This window comes from Phenylobacterium koreense, assembly GCF_040545335.1.
GTDB classification, from domain to species: domain Bacteria; phylum Pseudomonadota; class Alphaproteobacteria; order Caulobacterales; family Caulobacteraceae; genus Phenylobacterium; species Phenylobacterium koreense.
Genome location: NZ_JBEPLU010000001.1, coordinates 1,015,935 through 1,031,368, shown reverse-complemented (window position 1 = coordinate 1,031,368; position 15,434 = coordinate 1,015,935). Strand labels below are relative to the sequence as shown.

Here is a 15,434-nt window from a genome sequence, read left to right as displayed (position 1 = left end):
CCTCGGGGGAGGCCCCCGCCGGGCGGGGGCCGTCAAAGGGACGTCTTAGTCCTGCTGCGGGTCCTTTTCCGGATCCAGCAGCTTGTGCGCGTGAATGATGAAATAGCGCATCAGCGCGTTGTCCACGGTCTCCTGCGCCTTGCGGCGCCAGGCGGCGAGCGCCTCGTCGTGGCTGGCATAGGCGCCGACCAGGTCGATCTTCGACAGGTCGCGGAACCTATTGTGCTCTAGATCGTCGAGTTCTCCGCCGATCACGAGGTGCAGAAGCTGCTTTTCGGGCATGGTCTTTCCCAAACTGGTCAATTTGGTAGTGCGATATGCCGGGCGCGCTCAAGGATCAATGGGGCGAGGCGCGGCCCCGCACAAACAAGACTAGGCTGTGACGGTTTAACGCCATTGTACAGGAATGGGCGGCCGAGATGATCGCCCACATAGGCGCCGGCCTCGCGGGCGATCAGGTCCGCGGCGGCCAGGTCCCAGTCGAACTTCGGAACCAGGGCGAGGGTTGCGTCGAAGGCGCCCGAGGCCACCACGCACATGCGATAGGCGGTGGAGTTGCGGGCCTCGATCCGCATTTCCGGCCAGGGCGTGGGCCAGGCCGGATGCGTGAACATCCTTGCATCACCGACCATGCCGCAGCCCTCGATCACGTCGCGTTCGCCAGCCTGGATCGGGGCGCCGTTCAGCGTGGCGCCGCCGCCCGCCACGGCCTGGAAGGTCTCGTCCAGATCGGGCGCGTAGACCACGCCAGCCAGCGGCAGGCCCTCTTCGACGACCGCCACCGACACCGCCCACCAGGGCCGCGTCTTGATGAAGGCCCGCGTGCCGTCGATGGGATCGACCACGAACAGCCGCCTGCGGGTCCGACGCGCCGGATCGTCGGGTGTCTCCTCCGAGAGCCAGCCATAGCCCGGGCGGGCGCTGGTCAGCCTCGCCTTGATCAGGGCGTCCGTGGCCAAGTCCGCGTTGGTCACTGGGGAGTCGCCTTCCTTGAAGGTTGTCTCCAGGCCCGCCTCCCGCAGTTGCATGGCCAGGCGGCCAGCCTCCTTCGCCGCCTCGGTGATCAGTTTCAGGTCCTCGGCGGCTTCCGTCATCAGCGTCCGGCGATCGCCAGTCCGTCGATCAGCAGCGACGGGGCGTTGGCCGAGCCGCGGATCTCCAGGTCGGAGCCGGGGATGAGCCTGCCGTACATGTCGACCAGGTTGCCGGCGACGGTGATCTCGGTCACCGGGTAGGCAAGTTCGCCGTTCTCGAACCAGAAGCCCGCGCAGCCCACCGACCAGTCGCCGGTGTTGCCGTTCAGGGACGGGCCGAACATCGAGGTGATCAACAGCCCCTTGCCGGCGTCGGCGATCAGTTCGGCCTGGCTCTTGGCGCCGGGCTGGAGCGTCAGATTGGTCGTCGAGACCCCCGGCGCGCCGGCAAGGCCGCGAGAGGCGTGCCCAGTGGTCTCCAGGCTCAGTTGCCGCGCCGAGGCCGAGTTCATCAGCCAGGTGGTCAGCACGCCGTCCTCGATGAGCGACCAGCGCCGGTTCTGCACGCCCTCGTCATCGAAAGGTGAGGAGCCGAGGCCGCGGACCTTGTGCGGATCGTCGACGATGTTGACGCCCTTGCCGAACACCTGGGCGTTCAGCTTGTCCTTCAGGAACGAGGTGCCGCGCGCGATCGAGGGCCCGGAGATCGCTCCGATCAGCGGCCCGATCAGCGACATGGCGATGCGGTTCTCGAAGATCACGGGCGCGGTGGTCGAGGCGATTTTGCGCGCGCCCAGCCGCTGGGCCGCCCGGCGGCCGGCTTCCTCGCCGATGGACTTCGGCGTGGGCAGGTCGCCGCGCCAGCGGGCGGAACGGCCGTCATAGCCGCTCTCCATGGTCTCGCCGTCTCCCGCCACGACCGAGGCCATGATCGAAAAGGCCGAGGCGTGGTAGACGCCCGAAAATCCGGTCGAGGTCACCAGCCGCCAGTGCGATGAGGAGGCCGAGGCCGAGCCGCCTTCGGAATTGGTCACCTTCGGGTTGGCGCGCGCCGCGTCCTCCGCGGCCCGCGCCACTTCTTCCAGCGCCTCGGGCGAAGGTTCCTGCGGATCGTAGAGGTCGAGTTCGGGGAAGGGGCCTTTGGCGAGGCGCTCCTTGGGGGCGAGGCCCGCATAGGGATCTTCCGGCGCCAGCCGGGCCATGGCCACGGCCCGCTCGACGAGCTTGGCGCGCGCGGCGGGCGAAATATCGGAGCCCGAGACGGTCGCCTGGCGCTGGCCCACGAACACCCTCAGGCCAAGGTCGCGGCTCTCCTCCCGCTCGACTTCCTCCAGTTCGCCAAGGCGAACATTGATGCCAAGCGCGCTGCGTTGCGCGCTGACGGCTTCGGCGGAATCGGCGCCGGCCTTCAGCGCGGCGGCGACCACATCGGCTAACAGGCTCTCTTCCATCAAAGCCATATGGCTGGATGCGCAGCCGGCGGCAAGAAGGCGCTGGCGATTACTAGGGTTTGCTTGGTTCCAGGCGTCCCAGGCCAGGGGGCTTGGACGCCGCCTGGCGCAACACCGCGAGATAGCCGCCCGGCTCGACCAGCATCTTGCCCGCGACGCCCTTGCGAACCAATGCGCTATGGACGCGGGGCAGGTTGTAGCAGGGCACGTGCATGAACATGTGGTGCTCGCAATGATAGTTCACGTAATAGGGGGCGATCAGCAGCCGCTCCATGAAGCCGGCCTTGGTGGTGCGGGCCTGGCGCATCGGGTCGGGCTCGTTCTCGGCGATGCAGGCGTGCTCGGCGATGTTGCGCAGCCGAGTGACCAGGGGCAGCCAGGTGGCCTGCGGCAACACCCACAGCACCGGCCAGATCCACCAGAGGCCGAACGGCGCGCCGATCGCGGTGACGATGAGGCCGAAGCCCAGCCAGCGGCGCTTGGCCTTGATCTCGTTGAGGACGATCGGCGCCAGGGGCTCGCCCTTCTTGCGGGCGCGCAGTCGACTGACGAAACCCCCGAAGCGTTGCTTGAAGAAGGTCTGGCCGGTCAGGTCGCGGATGATCTTCCGGCGCAGCGAGACCGCGGTGATCGGGAAGGGCGCCGACAGCACGAGGTCCGGGTCTTCGGATTGCTGGGCGTACCGATGATGTCCCAGGTGATAGGGTCGGTAGCGCGCCAGCCCGCCGCTGGTCAGCCACTCGCCCATCCAGTCGTTGAGCTTCAGGTTCCTGTGCAGCGCGCCGTGCGCGGCGTCGTGCATGAGGATCGCCAGCCCCAGTTGGCGTGCGCCGATGATCATCACCGCCAGCGGCAGGGTCAGCGGCCAGACGACCACCATGGCGCCCGCAGCGATGATCAGCGCCCACGCGTGGGCGAGCATCGCCGGTCCCCGCCATGTCGAGCGGGCGGTCAGGGGCGCCCATTCCTCGACGCTGAAGAAAGCTTTCGGATCGAGACGCGCCGCAACGGCCATTAGGCGCTCCTGCCGGTTTGAAGAAGGACGAGCATTTCTTCGATCTCCTCCTCGTCGCTGGCGTCGGTGGCGCCTTCGCGAAGGGCGACGCCCAGGGCCAGCGTCCAGAACCGCCGCGCGGTCGTGGCGGTGTCGCCGCCCGACCAGCCCCGTCGGGCGCGGGTCTCGGCATAGGCGCGGTCGCCCTGGGTGTGGAGGCGATCGAAAGTGCGTTCGATGAGCGGGGCCAGATCCTGCCGCCTGCGGGTCAGCGACAGCGCCTCGACGAAGAGGACGAGGCCCGGTGATCCGATGACGGTTTCCACGAGCTTGCGGTTGTAGGCCGAGCCCGTCGCCGCGCTGGCGGCGGCTTCCTCCGCTCGCCGGGCGACATAGAGCACCTCGCGGCAGGCGGCCTCGACGAACAGGCCCTCCTTTGTGCGGAAGTAATAGGTGATCTGGCTGGGGAACGCCCCGGCCGCCGCGGCGATGTCAGCGACCGATACGCCGGCCAGTCCCTGCGCTTTGAAGAGCTCAACCGCCGCGTCCAACAACTGGGAGCGCATGCGCTTGCCCGGCTCTCGCACGCCGCGCTTTTCCGCCAGGGCTCGCACGTTTGACATGCGTTAATTGTACGTCATACAAATTTGGCGTCAACGCGCCCCTCAGGCGTTGCGGGCCATCAGCCCTCCATCGACCGGGATCACCGCGCCGGTGATGTAGGAGGCGGCGGGCAGACACAGGCTCAGAGTCATGTGAGCCACCTCCTCGGGCCGCCCGTAGCGGAGCAATGCGGTGCGCCGCCTGGCGAATGTCTGCTTGTGCTCGTCCGGCACGCCGGCGGTCATGGCCGTGTCGATGGGGCCAGGGCAGATGCAGTTGACGGTGATCCCCTCGCGCCCTAGTTCGACGGCCAGGGCCCGGGTCAGGCCGGTGACACCGGCCTTGGCGGCGCAATAGGGGCTGTCCTGGGCCGTCGCGCCCAGCGCTTCGGTCGAGGCGATGTTGACGATCCGAGGCGCTTGCGAGCGACGCAGAAAGGGCAGGGCCGCGCGGATCACCCTATGGTGCGCGCTCAGCAGCACAGTCAGCGAGCGCTCCCAAACGGCCTCGTAAGCGTCGCTGTCGATGGGCGAGAAGGCCGATATGCCGGCGTTGTTGACCACCGCGTCCAGGCCGCCGAACGCCTCGCCGATCTCGCGGACGACCCGGGCGATCTCCTCGCCGTCGGAGACGTCCATCTTCCAGGCGCGGGCGTCGAGGCCGGCGTCTCTCAGCGTCGCCGCCACCGCCTCGGCGGGAGCCAGGACATGGTCTGTCACGGCGACCATGGCGCCCTCCTGTGCGAAGAGTTCGGCCGTGGCGCGGCCCATTCCGGACCCCGCGCCCGTCACCAGCGCCTTGGCGCCTTTGAGGGATCGGAGCGCGTTCACAGGCTCAGTCCTCCGTCCACGATCAGGGTCTGGCCGGCCACGTAGGAGGCCAGGGGTGAAGCCAGGAACAGAGCAGCCCCAGCCATGTCGGACGGCTCGCCCATCCGTCCGACGGGGATGCGGGCCAGGGCGCCGCGCAGCCTGTCGGGATGTTCGGTGGTGACCTTGGTCAGCTTGGTGTCGACGAGGCCTGGCGCCAGACCATTGACCCGGATGCCCTCCGGCGCCCAGGCGCGGCCCAGGGTCTTGGTCAGGCTCACCGCGCCGGCCTTCGAGGCGGCATAGGCCGGATTGCCGATGTTGGCCTGGAAGCCGGAAACCGAGCTGACGATGATGATCGAGCCGCCGGCGCTGGCCAGCATCTCGCGGAACTTCACGGCGCAGGCCATCAGGCTGTCCAGGTTGACGGCCATCACCCGGTCCCATCCCTCGGCCTGGAACTCGCCGCGCCTGTAGACCACCGTTCCTTGGCACAGCACCAGGACGTCGAGGTTCTCGAACGGCGGCGTGCAGGCGTCGATCTCGGCCCGGACGCCGACATCGACCTTGGCGTAAGATAGGCAGCTCAGGTCCGAGCCCTCGACCCCTTCGTAGGCCGCCGCGCTGGGCCGGGTTCCCCAGACATGGACCTCAGCGCCGTGTGTTCGAAAGCTATGAGCGATGCCGTTGCCGATTCCGCTCGAACCGCCGACGACCAGCACCCTTTTGCCGGTGAAATCCAGCTCGCCCATGGCGTCCTCCCTGGCTGGTTTTTCTCATCCTCCGGCGACCGATCAGGGGCGTAAAGCCTCACGCCGCGTTAGCCTTGACGCTCACGTAAGCTGGTAGGAGGGTTTCAGGGTGACGGGCGCGTAACGACGCCCGCAGGGAGGTACAGATGCTACAGAAGCTTCGCCGTCCGGCGACCACCTTCACCATCACCCAGCTATGCCGCGAGTTCGCGACGACCCCCCGAGCCCTGCGGTACTACGAGGAGCAGGGGCTGCTGTCGCCGACGCGCGATGGTCAGGCCCGGGTCTATTCCTACCGTGATCGAGCCCGGCTGGTGCTTATCCTGCGCGGCAAGCGCGTCGGCCTGTCCCTGGCCGAGATCCGCGATATCTTTGAGCTTTATGACCGTGACGACGGGCTGGTGGCGCAGAACACCCACGCCCTGCGCAAATATCGCGAACGCATCGAGGCTTTCGAACGCCAGCGGCAGGAAATCGACGAGGCTATCCAGGAACTTCACGTGGCCAGCGCGCGGGTCGAGGCCCAGCTCGCCGAGGCCGCCGGCCGCGCGGCCTTCGCCTGAAGACCGAGGGCCTGGTCAGAAGCTCGCGACGTCAAAAGCTCGCGACCGGGCCCTTCCACATCCCCGCGACCAGCGCGAAGAACAGCAGCAGCCCGGCGAAGCTGTTCGACTTGAACAGCGCGAGAGCAAGAGGGCCGTTCGTCGTGTCGACCCGGGCCGCCTGACGCGAAAGGTGCATCCCATAGAGCGCCGCCAGCGGCAGGAAGAGCGGACCCAGCCCGCCGACCCAGGCCGCAGCCAGCGCCAGGGCGAAGGCCGCCACATAGAAGGCCAGCACCCCCTTCTGGACCGCGGTCCCCAACCGCCGGGTCGAAGACTTCACCCCGACCAGCGCGTCGTCCTCCAGGTCCTGGATGGCGTAGATCGTGTCGTAGCCGAGCGTCCAGAAGACGCCGCCCGCATAGAGCAGGATCGCTGCCCACGACATCGTCCCGGTGGCGGCGGCGAAGGCCAGTACCCCGCCCCAGTTGAAGGTCAGGCCCAGCCAGGCCTGTGGCCACCAGGTGATCCGCTTCATGAACGGATAGGCCGCCACCAGCGCCAGCGACGCGACCCCCAGCCAGATCGCCAGCGGCGGCATGGTCAAGAGAATGCCCAGCGACACCAGGCTGCAAAGGGCGATGAAGGCGAGGGCCTGCTTGACGCTGATCTGTCCGGAGGCCACCGGCCGCAAGGCGGTGCGGGCGACCTTGGCGTCGATGTCCCGATCGACGATGTCGTTGAACGCGCAGCCGGCCGCCCGCATCAGCGCGGCGCCGACGAAGATCTTGGCCAGCAGCATCAGGTCGGGGAACAGGCCTTCCATGGCGCCGGCCAGGGCCGCGCCTTGCCAACCGGGCAGCATGAGCAGCCAGATTCCCGCTGGGCGATCGAACCGGCCGAGCTTCAGCCAGGGCTGCAGGGCGGCGGGCGCGTGCCGGTCGACCCAGTTGGTCGGTGTGGCGTCGGGTAGCTGGGCGGACATGTGTAGGCGTTTACCCCGCCTGTGGCGTTGCGGCCACTCCCTCCCTGCAACTTGGCGATGAGGGCGAAATAACGCCGGTCATTCGGGTTGACAGGGCAGGATCGTGCGCGCAGGGTCGCCTGTATCGTCGTTCGGCCCACAAGCTCTGACAGGGAGATGATCAGCGTGACAGCATCTAATCATCATCCGCAGAAGCCGCTTGTCGCCGTGATCGCCTGCGCCGGCAGGTTCCGCGACTAGGTCGCGCCCGGCCCCGCCTGCGGGCCGATCTGCAACTCCATAGCCAGCCTTCCAACGCGCAGCCGCGCGTGCCCCTGGCGCTTCCCGACACAATGGATTCCCGCGCTTCGTAGCGCGGAGTCCGTCCGTCTCGAAAGACGACGACATGACATACGCCGAGCCGATTCCGGCCCCGACGAACGCCTTCGTTCCAAACCGCTACGGCGCGATGTGCACGGAGGTCTACGACCTCGACAAGCCCCCCGGCAGCCTGCCGGACGTGGACTTCTATGTGCAGCGACTGGCGGGCCTGGACGGCCCGATCCTCGAGGCCGGGTGCGGCACCGGGCGGCTGCTCATTCCCCTGCTGGAAGCGGGCTTCGAGGTCGAGGGCTTCGACCGCTCTGGCGACATGCTCGCCTCGTGCGCGCGCCATTGCGCTGGGCGTGGCCTCTCGCCCGCGCTCCGCCAGATGAGCTTCCAGGACTTCGCCTACGACCACGACTTCGCGGCGATCCTCGTGCCGGCCGGGACCTTCACCCTGCTGGACGACTTCGCCGAGGCCCTGGCCGTGCTGAAGCGGTTCTTCGACCACCTGCGTCCCGGCGGGCGCCTGATGATCGACCTGCTTCCGCTTGGCTACCTGGTCAACGAGCGGCCCGACATCCGCACCTGGACCACGCCCGAGGGCGATGTCCTGCGGATCGAAGGCCGGGCTGTGGAGATCGATCTCCTGCGTCAGCGCCGCGTCACGCACGACCGGTACGAGCGCTGGAGAAACGGCCGTCTGGTGGAGTCCGAGTTGGAGGTCATGGCCTTCCGGATCTGGGGGCTGAAGGAGTTCGAACTTGCGCTCGCCGCGGCGGGCTTTGGCGAGATCTCCATCGGCGCAGATCACCAGCCCGGCCGCAGGCCGGGCCGCTCCAGCCGAATACTCAACTTCGAGGCCCGGCGACCCGTCCAGGGGCGCGGCTGAGGCGCCGGGACCGGTGCTCCCCCACCGGTCCCGGCGCCAGACCTCGACATCCCATTCATCCGACCTTCGCGTCGGCAGATTTGTGAAAGCGTCATGTCAGAACTTCACGATGAGGACGATCGTCCCCGAAGTCTTACGAACCGTCAGGTGCTGGCCTTCATGGCCGGCCACTGGCTGCGCGAGCCTGGCCGCTTCGCGCTGATCATCGCCCTGGTGCTGGTCGCCACGGTCTGTGACCTGTCGATCCCCTGGGCGACCCGCGGCCTGATCAACGCGGTCTCCAGCCCCGAGCGGGTGACGGCCGCGGCCTGGGCGGCCTGGGCCGCGCTCTCGGCCCTCTATCTGACCTTCTACATGTCTCGGACCAGCATGTTCCGGATCATGAACGGCTTCTACGCGCGGATCATGTCGCGCATGGTCAAGGAGGGCTTCGCACGCGTGCAGGCCTATTCCTCGGACTGGCACGCCTCGAACTTCGCCGGCGCGACGGTCCGGCGGGTCAGCCGCGCCATGTGGGGCTATGACAGCGCCTCCGACGCGCTGATCGCCATGCTGATCCCGACCGTCCTGGTGCTGGGCGGCCTGGCCATCTCACTGGGTCTTCACTGGCCATGGGCTGGCGTGTTCGTGGCGATCGTCGTCCTGGTCTTCGCCGCCTACAACGTCCTGATGTCGGTCTACTACGTGCGGCCCGCCAACCTGCGCTCGACGGCGCTGGACTCCGAGATCGGCGCGGCGTTGGCCGACTCCATCGGGGCCAACCCGACGGTGAAGTCCTTCGGCGCCGAGCAGCGTGAAGAAGCGCGGTTTGCGGAAACAGCAGACGCCTGGCGCTGGGCGGTCAACAAGACCTGGGACCGCTTCAACGTCGTCGGCTTCGGCCAGAACATCCTGCTGATCATCCTGCAGGCCGGACTGACCGGGTTCCTGGTCCACGCCTGGTCGCAAGGCCGGGCGACGCCGGGCGACGTGGCCTTCGCCATCACCTCCTTCATCGTGATGGCCGGCTACATGCGGAACTTCAGCGAGATCACCCAGATGCTCCAGAAGGGCCTGGACGACATGTTGGACGTTGCGACCTACATGCGCACGAACCGCAGCTCATGGACGTCGAGGGCGCTGCGATCTTTCGCGGTGAGATGGGCCAGATCGTCTTCGATCGCGTCACCTTCGGCTACGCCAACCAGCCGCGCCCGCTCTACGAGGACTTCAGCCTGGCGGTCGCGCCGGGCGAGCGGATCGCCCTGGTCGGGGCCACCGGCGCGGGCAAGTCGACCTTCGTCAAGCTCGTCCAGCGGCTTTACGATCTGCAGGGCGGCCGGATCCTGATCGACGGCCAGGACATCGCCAGGGTCAGCCAGACCAGCCTGCGGCAGGCGATCGCCGTGGTGCCGCAGGACCCAGCCCTGTTCCACCGCTCGATCGCCGAGAACATCGCCTACGCCCGGCCCGACGCCACGCCGAACGAGGTGATGCTGGCGGCCAAGCGGGCCAGGGCCGACGAGTTCATCTCCAGGCTCCCCAACGGCTACGACACGCCCGTGGGCGAGCGGGGCGTGAAGCTGTCCGGCGGCGAGCGCCAGCGGGTGGCCATCGCCCGCGCCTTCCTGGCCGACGCGCCCATCCTCGTGCTGGACGAGGCCACCTCGTCGCTGGACGTGGAGACCGAGCGCCAGGTCCAGGCGGCGATGGAGGAGCTGATGGTCGGGCGCACCACTATCGTCATCGCCCACCGCCTCTCCACCATCCGCGGCGCCGACCGGATCCTGGTCTTCGACAAGGGTCGGATCGTCGAGGAGGGCGGCCACAACGAACTGATCGACAGGGGCGGCGCCTATGCGCGTCTGCACGCCGTCACCGAAGGAATGATCTAGTGACCGAACATTACGAAGACACAGAGGACCAAAGACGCCGAACCCTGCCTAACAGCAGGGTCATTGGCTTCATCATGCGCTACTGGCTGCGCCGTCCCGGCCTGCTCGGCGGCATGACCGTCTTCACCTTGCTCGCCATCGCCGCGGACATGACGATCCCGCTTGCCGCGGGTCGGCTGGTGGACGCCGTGGCGGAGGGCCCCCAGGCGGCCAAGATCGCCTGGGGCGCCTGGGCGGTGTTCGTCGGGTTGTACGTGGTGCTGTCGGTGGTCCGGAACATCGCGAACAAGTTCTGGAATCCGCTGGCGGCGCTGAACATGCGCGACCTGACTGACGAAGGCTTCGCCCGGGTGCAGTCCTTCTCCGCCGATTGGCATGCCGACGCCTTCGCCGGCGCCACGGTGCGGAGGCTGTCGCGGGCCATGTGGGGCTATGATCTGGTCTCCGACGCCATAGTCATGTGGATCGGCCCGGCGTTGCTGGTGCTCGTGGGTCTTTCGGCCATGATGGTCGTCCGTTGGCCGATGGTGGGCCTGTTCTCGCTCACCATCGTGGCGCTCTACATCGCTTCGAACGTGATCCTGACCGCCAAGTACGGCAGGCCGCTCAATCAGCGGTCGGTGGCCCTGGACTCGCGGATCGGCGGCGCGCTGGCCGATTCCATAACCGGCAATCCGACCGTTCGCAGCTTCGGCGCCGAGGACCGCGAAAGCGCTCGCATCGGTGAGATCACCGAGACGTGGCGCGGCGCGGTAGTCCGCACGTGGAACCGCTTCACCGACCTCTGGCTGGTCCAGAATCTCCTGTTGGCGGTGCTGCAGGGCGGACTGACCGGTCTCCTGCTCGTCCTCTGGTCTCAAGGCAAAGCGACTCCGGGCGACGTGGCCTTCGGTATCACCGCCTTCCTCGTGATGAGCGGCTATCTCCGCAACATCGGCGAAAACGTCCGCATGCTTCAGAAGGGCCTGGACGATGTGGAGGACGTGGCCCGTTTCGCCGAGATGGAGCCTCAGGTCGCCGATAGTCCCGGCGCGAGGCCCTTCGCGGGCGAACTGGGGCAGGTGGTCTTCGAAAACGCCACCTTCCGCTACAAGTCGGCCGGCGAGCCGTTGTTCCGGAACTTCTCTCTGACGGTCCGTCCCGGCGAGCGCGTCGCCCTCGTAGGTCCGACGGGTTCTGGCAAGTCGACCTTCGTCAAACTCATCCAGCGTCTCTACGACCTCGACGAGGGGCGGGTGCTGATCGATGGCCAGGACATCGCCCATGTACAGCAGGGCTCGCTCCGCCAGGCCATTGCCGTGGTGCCCCAGGACCCGGCGCTGTTTCATCGGACCATCGCCGACAACGTCGCCTACGCCCGGCCCGGCGCCACGGCCGAGGAGATCGCGCTCGCGGCCCGCCGCGCTCGAGCGCATGAGTTCATTATGAAGCTGCCGCTTGGCTACCAGACCCTGGTGGGTGAGCGCGGGGTGAAGCTCTCGGGCGGCGAGCGCCAGCGGGTGGCCATCGCTCGAGCCTTCCTGGCCGACGCGCCGATCCTGGTCTTCGATGAAGCGACCTCGTCGCTGGACGTGGAGACCGAGCGCCAGGTTCAGGCGGCGATGGAAGAGCTGATGGTGGGCCGCACCACCATCGTCATCGCCCACCGCCTCTCCACCATCCGCGGCGCCGACCGGATCCTCGTCTTCGATAGCGGCCGGATCATCGAAGAAGGCCGCCATGCCGACCTGGTGCGCCAGGGCGGCGCCTATGCGCGACTACACGCCGTGACCGAGGGAACGGTGTGAGCTGACACGGGGATGACGACCCGTGTTAGAGCTCCCCCTGGGGGCCGGCGGCCCTGGGGGAGTACGCATGACTTACATCGAACAGGTCGTTCAATGGCTGCGCGACCGGCTCGCGCGTGAGCCCTCGCTGGCCGATCCGAGAGAATTGAACCTGGCGCTGCGGGTGCTGGCGATCTGGCGCTCGCGCGCCATCGCCGACGCCTATGTCCGCCAGTACGGGGCGAGGATCATGCAGGGCCCCTTCGCCGGCATGGAGTACGTGACCTCAGCGACCGAGGGCGCCCTGACCCCACGGCTCATCGGGACCTACGAATCCGAGCTGCATCCGTATCTCGCCAAGTTCGCGGCCAAGCCCCTCGACTGCGTGATCGATGTCGGGTGCGCCGAAGGCTATTACGCCGTCGGCCTGGCGCGGATGATGCCGCAGGTGACCGTCCACGCCTTCGATATCCAGGAGAAGGCCCGCCGCGCCTGCGCCGAGCTGGCCGCCAAGAACGGGGTCGCCGACCGCGTCGTCATCGGCGAGCGTTTCGAACCCGACGGCTTCGAGGCCTTCAAGGATCGCCGCTGCCTGGTGCTGGTCGACATCGAGGGGGCCGAAGACGATCTGCTGCGCCCCGACCTTTCGCCCGCCCTGGCCGGCATGGACCTGATCGTCGAGACCCATGGCGTCTACCGCAAGGGCGTCCTCGATCGGCTCGTGGAGCGGTTCGCCGAGACCCACGACATCGTGCGATTGGATCCCCAGCCCAAGACCCTGCCGCTTCCCGATTTCCTCAAGGGCGCCAGCCATCTCGACCAGTTGCTGGCGGTCTGGGAATTCCGCCTCCAGGCGACGCCCTGGTTGGTGATGACGCCGAAGATTGCGGCGGTGGGCGACGATCACTAGTCATCAATTGAAGTAATCAAAGATAAAACTTCCAGTAATGTCGCAAATGCTGGGCATTTTTTGTTGCCTGAGCTGCGCCGTGAGGGAACTATTGGGCGGTCGGGGCGCCGGTCGGCGATCAAGATGGCGCGGGCCGTTTGGGCGGAATTCGCCGCTCCCATGAGCCCAGGCGCGGCGCACCGAGCCGCCCCATTTGATGAACGAGGCTGAGATGTCGAAGACCTTGCACCGCGCCGCCCGGGCGCTTCTTCTGGGCGCGAGCCTTGCGGCGCTCGCCGCCAATGCGGAGGCCGCGGCGTCCGCCAAGGACCGTCAGCAATTGATCGGCCTGATCGACAAGGACGCGCCGGAAATGTCCAAGGTGGCGCACCAGATCTGGAGCTATGCCGAGGTCGGTTATCAGGAGACCAAGAGCTCGGCCCTCCTGCAGTCGGAGCTGGCCGCCGCCGGCTTCCAGGTGAAGGCCGGAGTAGCCGACATCCCGACCGCCTTCGTGGCCAGCTACAAGACCGGCGACGGGCCGGTCCTGGCTATCCTGGCCGAGTTCGACGCCCTGCCGGGCATGGCCCAGAACGCCGTGCCCGAGCGCTCCCCCATCGCCGATCAGGTCGCCGGCCACGCCTGCGGGCACCATATCTTCGGCGCGGCGTCCGTGACCGCCGCCAAGGCCATCGCGGCGTGGATGAAGGCCAACAACATCAAGGGCGAGGTGCGGGTCTACGGCGCCCCGGCCGAGGAAGGTGGCTCGGGCAAGGCCTACATGGTGCGAGCCGGGCTCTTCAACGACGTCTCGGCCGTGCTGCACTGGCACGCTTCAGACGTGAACGACGCCTCGCAGCGGGACTCGTTGGCCAATATCAGCGGCAAGTTCCGCTTCACTGGGCTCTCCGCCCACGCCTCGGCCTCTCCGGACAAGGGGCGCTCGGCGCTCGACGGGGTGGAGATCATGAACGTGGCGGTGAACTACATGCGTGAGCATGTGCCCTCGGACGTCCGCATCCACTACGTGGTCACCGACGGCGGCAAGGCGCCGAACGTCGTCCCCGACAAGGCCGAGGTCTACTACTACGTCCGCCACGGCGATCCGGAAGTGGTGCGTAGCGTCATGGCGCGGGTGCAGAAGGCCGCCGAGGGCGCAGCGATGGCGACGGAGACCAAGGTCAGCTTCGAGCAGACCGGCGGTGTCTACAATATGCTGACCAACCACACCCTGGGCAACGTGATGGACGCATCCCTGCATCGGGTGGGCGGTGAAACCTGGACGGCCGAGGAGCGTGCTTTCGGCGAGGCCATGGCCAAGCAACTGCCGCCGACCAAGCTCACCCTGGACAGCGTCAAGGAAATCCAGCCCTACAAGATGGTGAACTCGAGTGGTGGGTCCACCGACGTGTCCGACATCAGTTGGGTCACGCCGACGGTGGGTCTGGTCGCTGCCACCTGGGTGCCGGGCACCCCGTCCCATAGCTGGCAGGCGGCCGCAGCCGGTGGGACGTCGATCGCCGACAAGGGCGGCGTCGTGGCGGCCAAGACGATCTCGCTGACCGCCGCCGAACTCTTCCGGGATCCGGCGCTGATCAAGAAGGCGCAGGCCGAGCTGGAAAGCCGGCGCGGCCCTGGCTTCGTCTACAAGGCGATGGTCGGCGACCGCCCGCCGCCGCTCGACTACCGCGCCAAGAGCAAGGGCGGCGAAGAGTAAGGTCTATCCGCAGGGAGCGCGCCCGGTCAGTGCGCGCTCCTTGTCACGGCGTGGCGGCCGGCCGACGGACGCGCAGCTGCTCGCTCAGGGCGTTGGCGGCGGCCATGACGGCCCCGATCAGGCGTTCGCGCTTCTCGGCGAAGCGACTGGTCACGCACCCGATGTTGAGCGCCGCCACGGCACGCCCGTCGGCCCCCAGCACCGGCGCGGCCACGCCGGTGCCGCCGAGCGCGAATTCCTCCATCACCACCGCGTGGCCCTGATCGCGCACCTGGCCGATGATCTTCATGATCTCGATCGGATCGGTTTGCGTGTAGCGGGTCAGTGCGAGGAAGGGGCCTTCGCCGATCATTTGCCCCCACTCCGCCTCAGGCTGGCGGGAGACGAGGACGCGGCCGATGGCGGTGCAATAGAGCGGAATGGGCCGATTGATGTTGGCGACGTACCGAACCTCGACATCGGCCACCACCTGGGTCAGCGCTCTGGCATGGCCTGGCTTGTCCAGGACCGCGAAATTCATCGACTCGCCCAGGGCCTGCGACAGGCTCTCCATGAAGGGCCGGGCGGCCGCGACCAGCCGCGCATGAGGATCTGAGATCCACCCGAACCCGCCCGACCGATGCTGATCAGCCAGCACGTAGCGGTCGCTGACCGTGTCACGGTAGACGTATCCGCGATTCACCAGCGTGCGCAGCAACATCAGCGTACTGCTTTTCGGCGCATTGAGGCGCATCGTCGCCTCGCGAAGCAGCACTCCTTCGTCCGCCGCGGCGATCAGCTCGATCAGATCCAAGACCCGCGCGGCGGAGAGAACGTTCTCGGTCATCTATATGAATATCGTTCCGTTGCTTGAACGTATTCTTTTTCAGCACCTAAAGTTGTC

At 67.5% G+C, this 15,434-nt stretch carries 16 protein-coding genes; 7 read left to right on the top strand and 9 right to left on the bottom strand.

Annotation, left to right across the window (positions count from 1 at the left end):
* Nucleotides 1-45 precede the first annotated feature (45 nt).
* From ABID41_RS05050 to ABID41_RS05020, 7 genes are read right to left on the bottom strand one after another with little or no spacing between them, the layout of a single operon-like run.
* Nucleotides 46-282, bottom strand: coding sequence for a DUF4170 domain-containing protein (locus ABID41_RS05050; RefSeq protein WP_331931025.1), 237 nt, complete (start codon nt 280-282; stop codon nt 46-48).
* A gap of 17 nt (nt 283-299) precedes the next feature.
* A complete protein-coding gene (locus ABID41_RS05045) occupies nt 300-1,094 on the bottom strand; it encodes a 3'(2'),5'-bisphosphate nucleotidase CysQ (RefSeq protein ID WP_331931023.1) in 795 nt (264 codons plus the stop codon).
* The gene (locus ABID41_RS05040; RefSeq protein WP_331931021.1) at nt 1,094-2,425 is read right to left on the bottom strand and encodes a TldD/PmbA family protein; all 1,332 of its coding nucleotides are present in this window, start codon (nt 2,423-2,425) and stop codon (nt 1,094-1,096) included. Before ABID41_RS05040 ends, ABID41_RS05045 begins: the two co-directional genes overlap by 1 nt.
* A 52-nt stretch (nt 2,426-2,477) precedes the next feature.
* Nucleotides 2,478-3,440 (bottom strand): fatty acid desaturase family protein, encoded by a 963-nt coding sequence (locus ABID41_RS05035; protein WP_331931019.1) that lies wholly within the window; start codon nt 3,438-3,440, stop codon nt 2,478-2,480.
* Nucleotides 3,440-4,042, bottom strand: coding sequence for a TetR/AcrR family transcriptional regulator C-terminal domain-containing protein (locus ABID41_RS05030; RefSeq protein WP_331931017.1), 603 nt, complete (start codon nt 4,040-4,042; stop codon nt 3,440-3,442). Before ABID41_RS05030 ends, ABID41_RS05035 begins: the two co-directional genes overlap by 1 nt.
* 42 nt (nt 4,043-4,084) lie before the next feature.
* Complete coding sequence (locus tag ABID41_RS05025; protein ID WP_331931015.1) at nt 4,085-4,852, bottom strand: SDR family NAD(P)-dependent oxidoreductase; 768 nt, start codon at nt 4,850-4,852, stop codon at nt 4,085-4,087.
* Nucleotides 4,849-5,583 carry an SDR family NAD(P)-dependent oxidoreductase gene (locus ABID41_RS05020; protein ID WP_331931013.1) on the bottom strand — a complete coding sequence of 245 codons (735 nt, stop codon included), beginning with the start codon at nt 5,581-5,583 and terminating at the stop codon, nt 4,849-4,851. The genes ABID41_RS05025 and ABID41_RS05020 overlap by 4 nt, the downstream gene beginning before the upstream one ends.
* Nucleotides 5,584-5,729: 146 nt before the next feature.
* On the opposite strand from ABID41_RS05020, the gene ABID41_RS05015 reads away from it, so the two are divergent.
* Nucleotides 5,730-6,146 carry a MerR family transcriptional regulator gene (locus ABID41_RS05015; RefSeq protein ID WP_331931011.1) on the top strand — a complete coding sequence of 139 codons (417 nt, stop codon included), beginning with the start codon at nt 5,730-5,732 and terminating at the stop codon, nt 6,144-6,146.
* Nucleotides 6,147-6,177: 31 nt separating this feature from the next.
* On the opposite strand, the gene ubiA is transcribed toward ABID41_RS05015, so the two are convergent.
* Nucleotides 6,178-7,110, bottom strand: a complete 933-nt coding sequence (gene ubiA, locus ABID41_RS05010) for a 4-hydroxybenzoate octaprenyltransferase (RefSeq protein ID WP_331931009.1) — start codon at nt 7,108-7,110, stop codon at nt 6,178-6,180.
* Nucleotides 7,111-7,495: 385 nt separating this feature from the next.
* Between ubiA and ABID41_RS05005 the strand changes: the two genes are divergently transcribed.
* The 6 genes from ABID41_RS05005 (at nt 7,496) to ABID41_RS04980 (ending at nt 14,551) form a co-directional block, all read left to right on the top strand.
* Nucleotides 7,496-8,305, top strand: a complete 810-nt coding sequence (locus ABID41_RS05005) for a class I SAM-dependent methyltransferase (protein ID WP_331931007.1) — start codon at nt 7,496-7,498, stop codon at nt 8,303-8,305.
* Nucleotides 8,306-8,398: 93 nt separating this feature from the next.
* Nucleotides 8,399-9,634: an ABC transporter ATP-binding protein gene (locus tag ABID41_RS05000; protein ID WP_354297249.1), complete on the top strand. Its 1,236-nt coding sequence runs from the start codon at nt 8,399-8,401 to the stop codon at nt 9,632-9,634.
* Nucleotides 9,520-10,179, top strand: coding sequence for an ABC transporter ATP-binding protein (locus ABID41_RS04995; protein ID WP_354297725.1), 660 nt, complete (start codon nt 9,520-9,522; stop codon nt 10,177-10,179). The genes ABID41_RS05000 and ABID41_RS04995 overlap by 115 nt, the downstream gene beginning before the upstream one ends.
* The gene (locus tag ABID41_RS04990; protein WP_331931003.1) at nt 10,179-11,966 is read left to right on the top strand and encodes an ABC transporter ATP-binding protein; all 1,788 of its coding nucleotides are present in this window, start codon (nt 10,179-10,181) and stop codon (nt 11,964-11,966) included. Before ABID41_RS04995 ends, ABID41_RS04990 begins: the two co-directional genes overlap by 1 nt.
* A 67-nt stretch (nt 11,967-12,033) precedes the next feature.
* The gene (locus tag ABID41_RS04985) at nt 12,034-12,855 is read left to right on the top strand and encodes a methyltransferase domain-containing protein (RefSeq protein ID WP_331931001.1); all 822 of its coding nucleotides are present in this window, start codon (nt 12,034-12,036) and stop codon (nt 12,853-12,855) included.
* Nucleotides 12,856-13,066: 211 nt separating this feature from the next.
* On the top strand, nt 13,067-14,551 hold the full coding sequence (locus ABID41_RS04980) for an amidohydrolase (protein ID WP_331930999.1): 1,485 nt from the start codon (nt 13,067-13,069) through the stop codon (nt 14,549-14,551).
* A 43-nt stretch (nt 14,552-14,594) separates the two neighbouring features.
* Here ABID41_RS04980 and ABID41_RS04975 read toward each other — a convergent pair whose 3' ends face one another.
* The gene (locus ABID41_RS04975) at nt 14,595-15,377 is read right to left on the bottom strand and encodes an IclR family transcriptional regulator (protein ID WP_331930997.1); all 783 of its coding nucleotides are present in this window, start codon (nt 15,375-15,377) and stop codon (nt 14,595-14,597) included.
* Between the last annotated feature and the right edge of the window lie 57 nt (nt 15,378-15,434).

What these genes read in the sequence shown, in the direction of transcription:
- ABID41_RS05050 (WP_331931025.1), bottom strand. Translation starts at nt 282, where the DNA reads ATGCCCGAAAAGCAGCTTCTGCACCTCGTGATCGGCGGAGAACTCGAC.
- ABID41_RS05045 (WP_331931023.1), bottom strand. Translation starts at nt 1,094, where the DNA reads ATGACGGAAGCCGCCGAGGACCTGAAACTGATCACCGAGGCGGCGAAG.
- ABID41_RS05040 (WP_331931021.1), bottom strand. Translation starts at nt 2,425, where the DNA reads ATGGAAGAGAGCCTGTTAGCCGATGTGGTCGCCGCCGCGCTGAAGGCC.
- ABID41_RS05035 (WP_331931019.1), bottom strand. Translation starts at nt 3,440, where the DNA reads ATGGCCGTTGCGGCGCGTCTCGATCCGAAAGCTTTCTTCAGCGTCGAG.
- ABID41_RS05030 (WP_331931017.1), bottom strand. Translation starts at nt 4,042, where the DNA reads ATGTCAAACGTGCGAGCCCTGGCGGAAAAGCGCGGCGTGCGAGAGCCG.
- ABID41_RS05020 (WP_331931013.1), bottom strand. Translation starts at nt 5,583, where the DNA reads ATGGGCGAGCTGGATTTCACCGGCAAAAGGGTGCTGGTCGTCGGCGGT.
- ABID41_RS05015 (WP_331931011.1), top strand. Translation starts at nt 5,730, where the DNA reads ATGCTACAGAAGCTTCGCCGTCCGGCGACCACCTTCACCATCACCCAG.
- ubiA (WP_331931009.1), bottom strand. Translation starts at nt 7,110, where the DNA reads ATGTCCGCCCAGCTACCCGACGCCACACCGACCAACTGGGTCGACCGG.
- ABID41_RS05005 (WP_331931007.1), top strand. Translation starts at nt 7,496, where the DNA reads ATGACATACGCCGAGCCGATTCCGGCCCCGACGAACGCCTTCGTTCCA.
- ABID41_RS05000 (WP_354297249.1), top strand. Translation starts at nt 8,399, where the DNA reads ATGTCAGAACTTCACGATGAGGACGATCGTCCCCGAAGTCTTACGAAC.
- ABID41_RS04985 (WP_331931001.1), top strand. Translation starts at nt 12,034, where the DNA reads ATGACTTACATCGAACAGGTCGTTCAATGGCTGCGCGACCGGCTCGCG.
- ABID41_RS04980 (WP_331930999.1), top strand. Translation starts at nt 13,067, where the DNA reads ATGTCGAAGACCTTGCACCGCGCCGCCCGGGCGCTTCTTCTGGGCGCG.
- ABID41_RS04975 (WP_331930997.1), bottom strand. Translation starts at nt 15,377, where the DNA reads ATGACCGAGAACGTTCTCTCCGCCGCGCGGGTCTTGGATCTGATCGAG.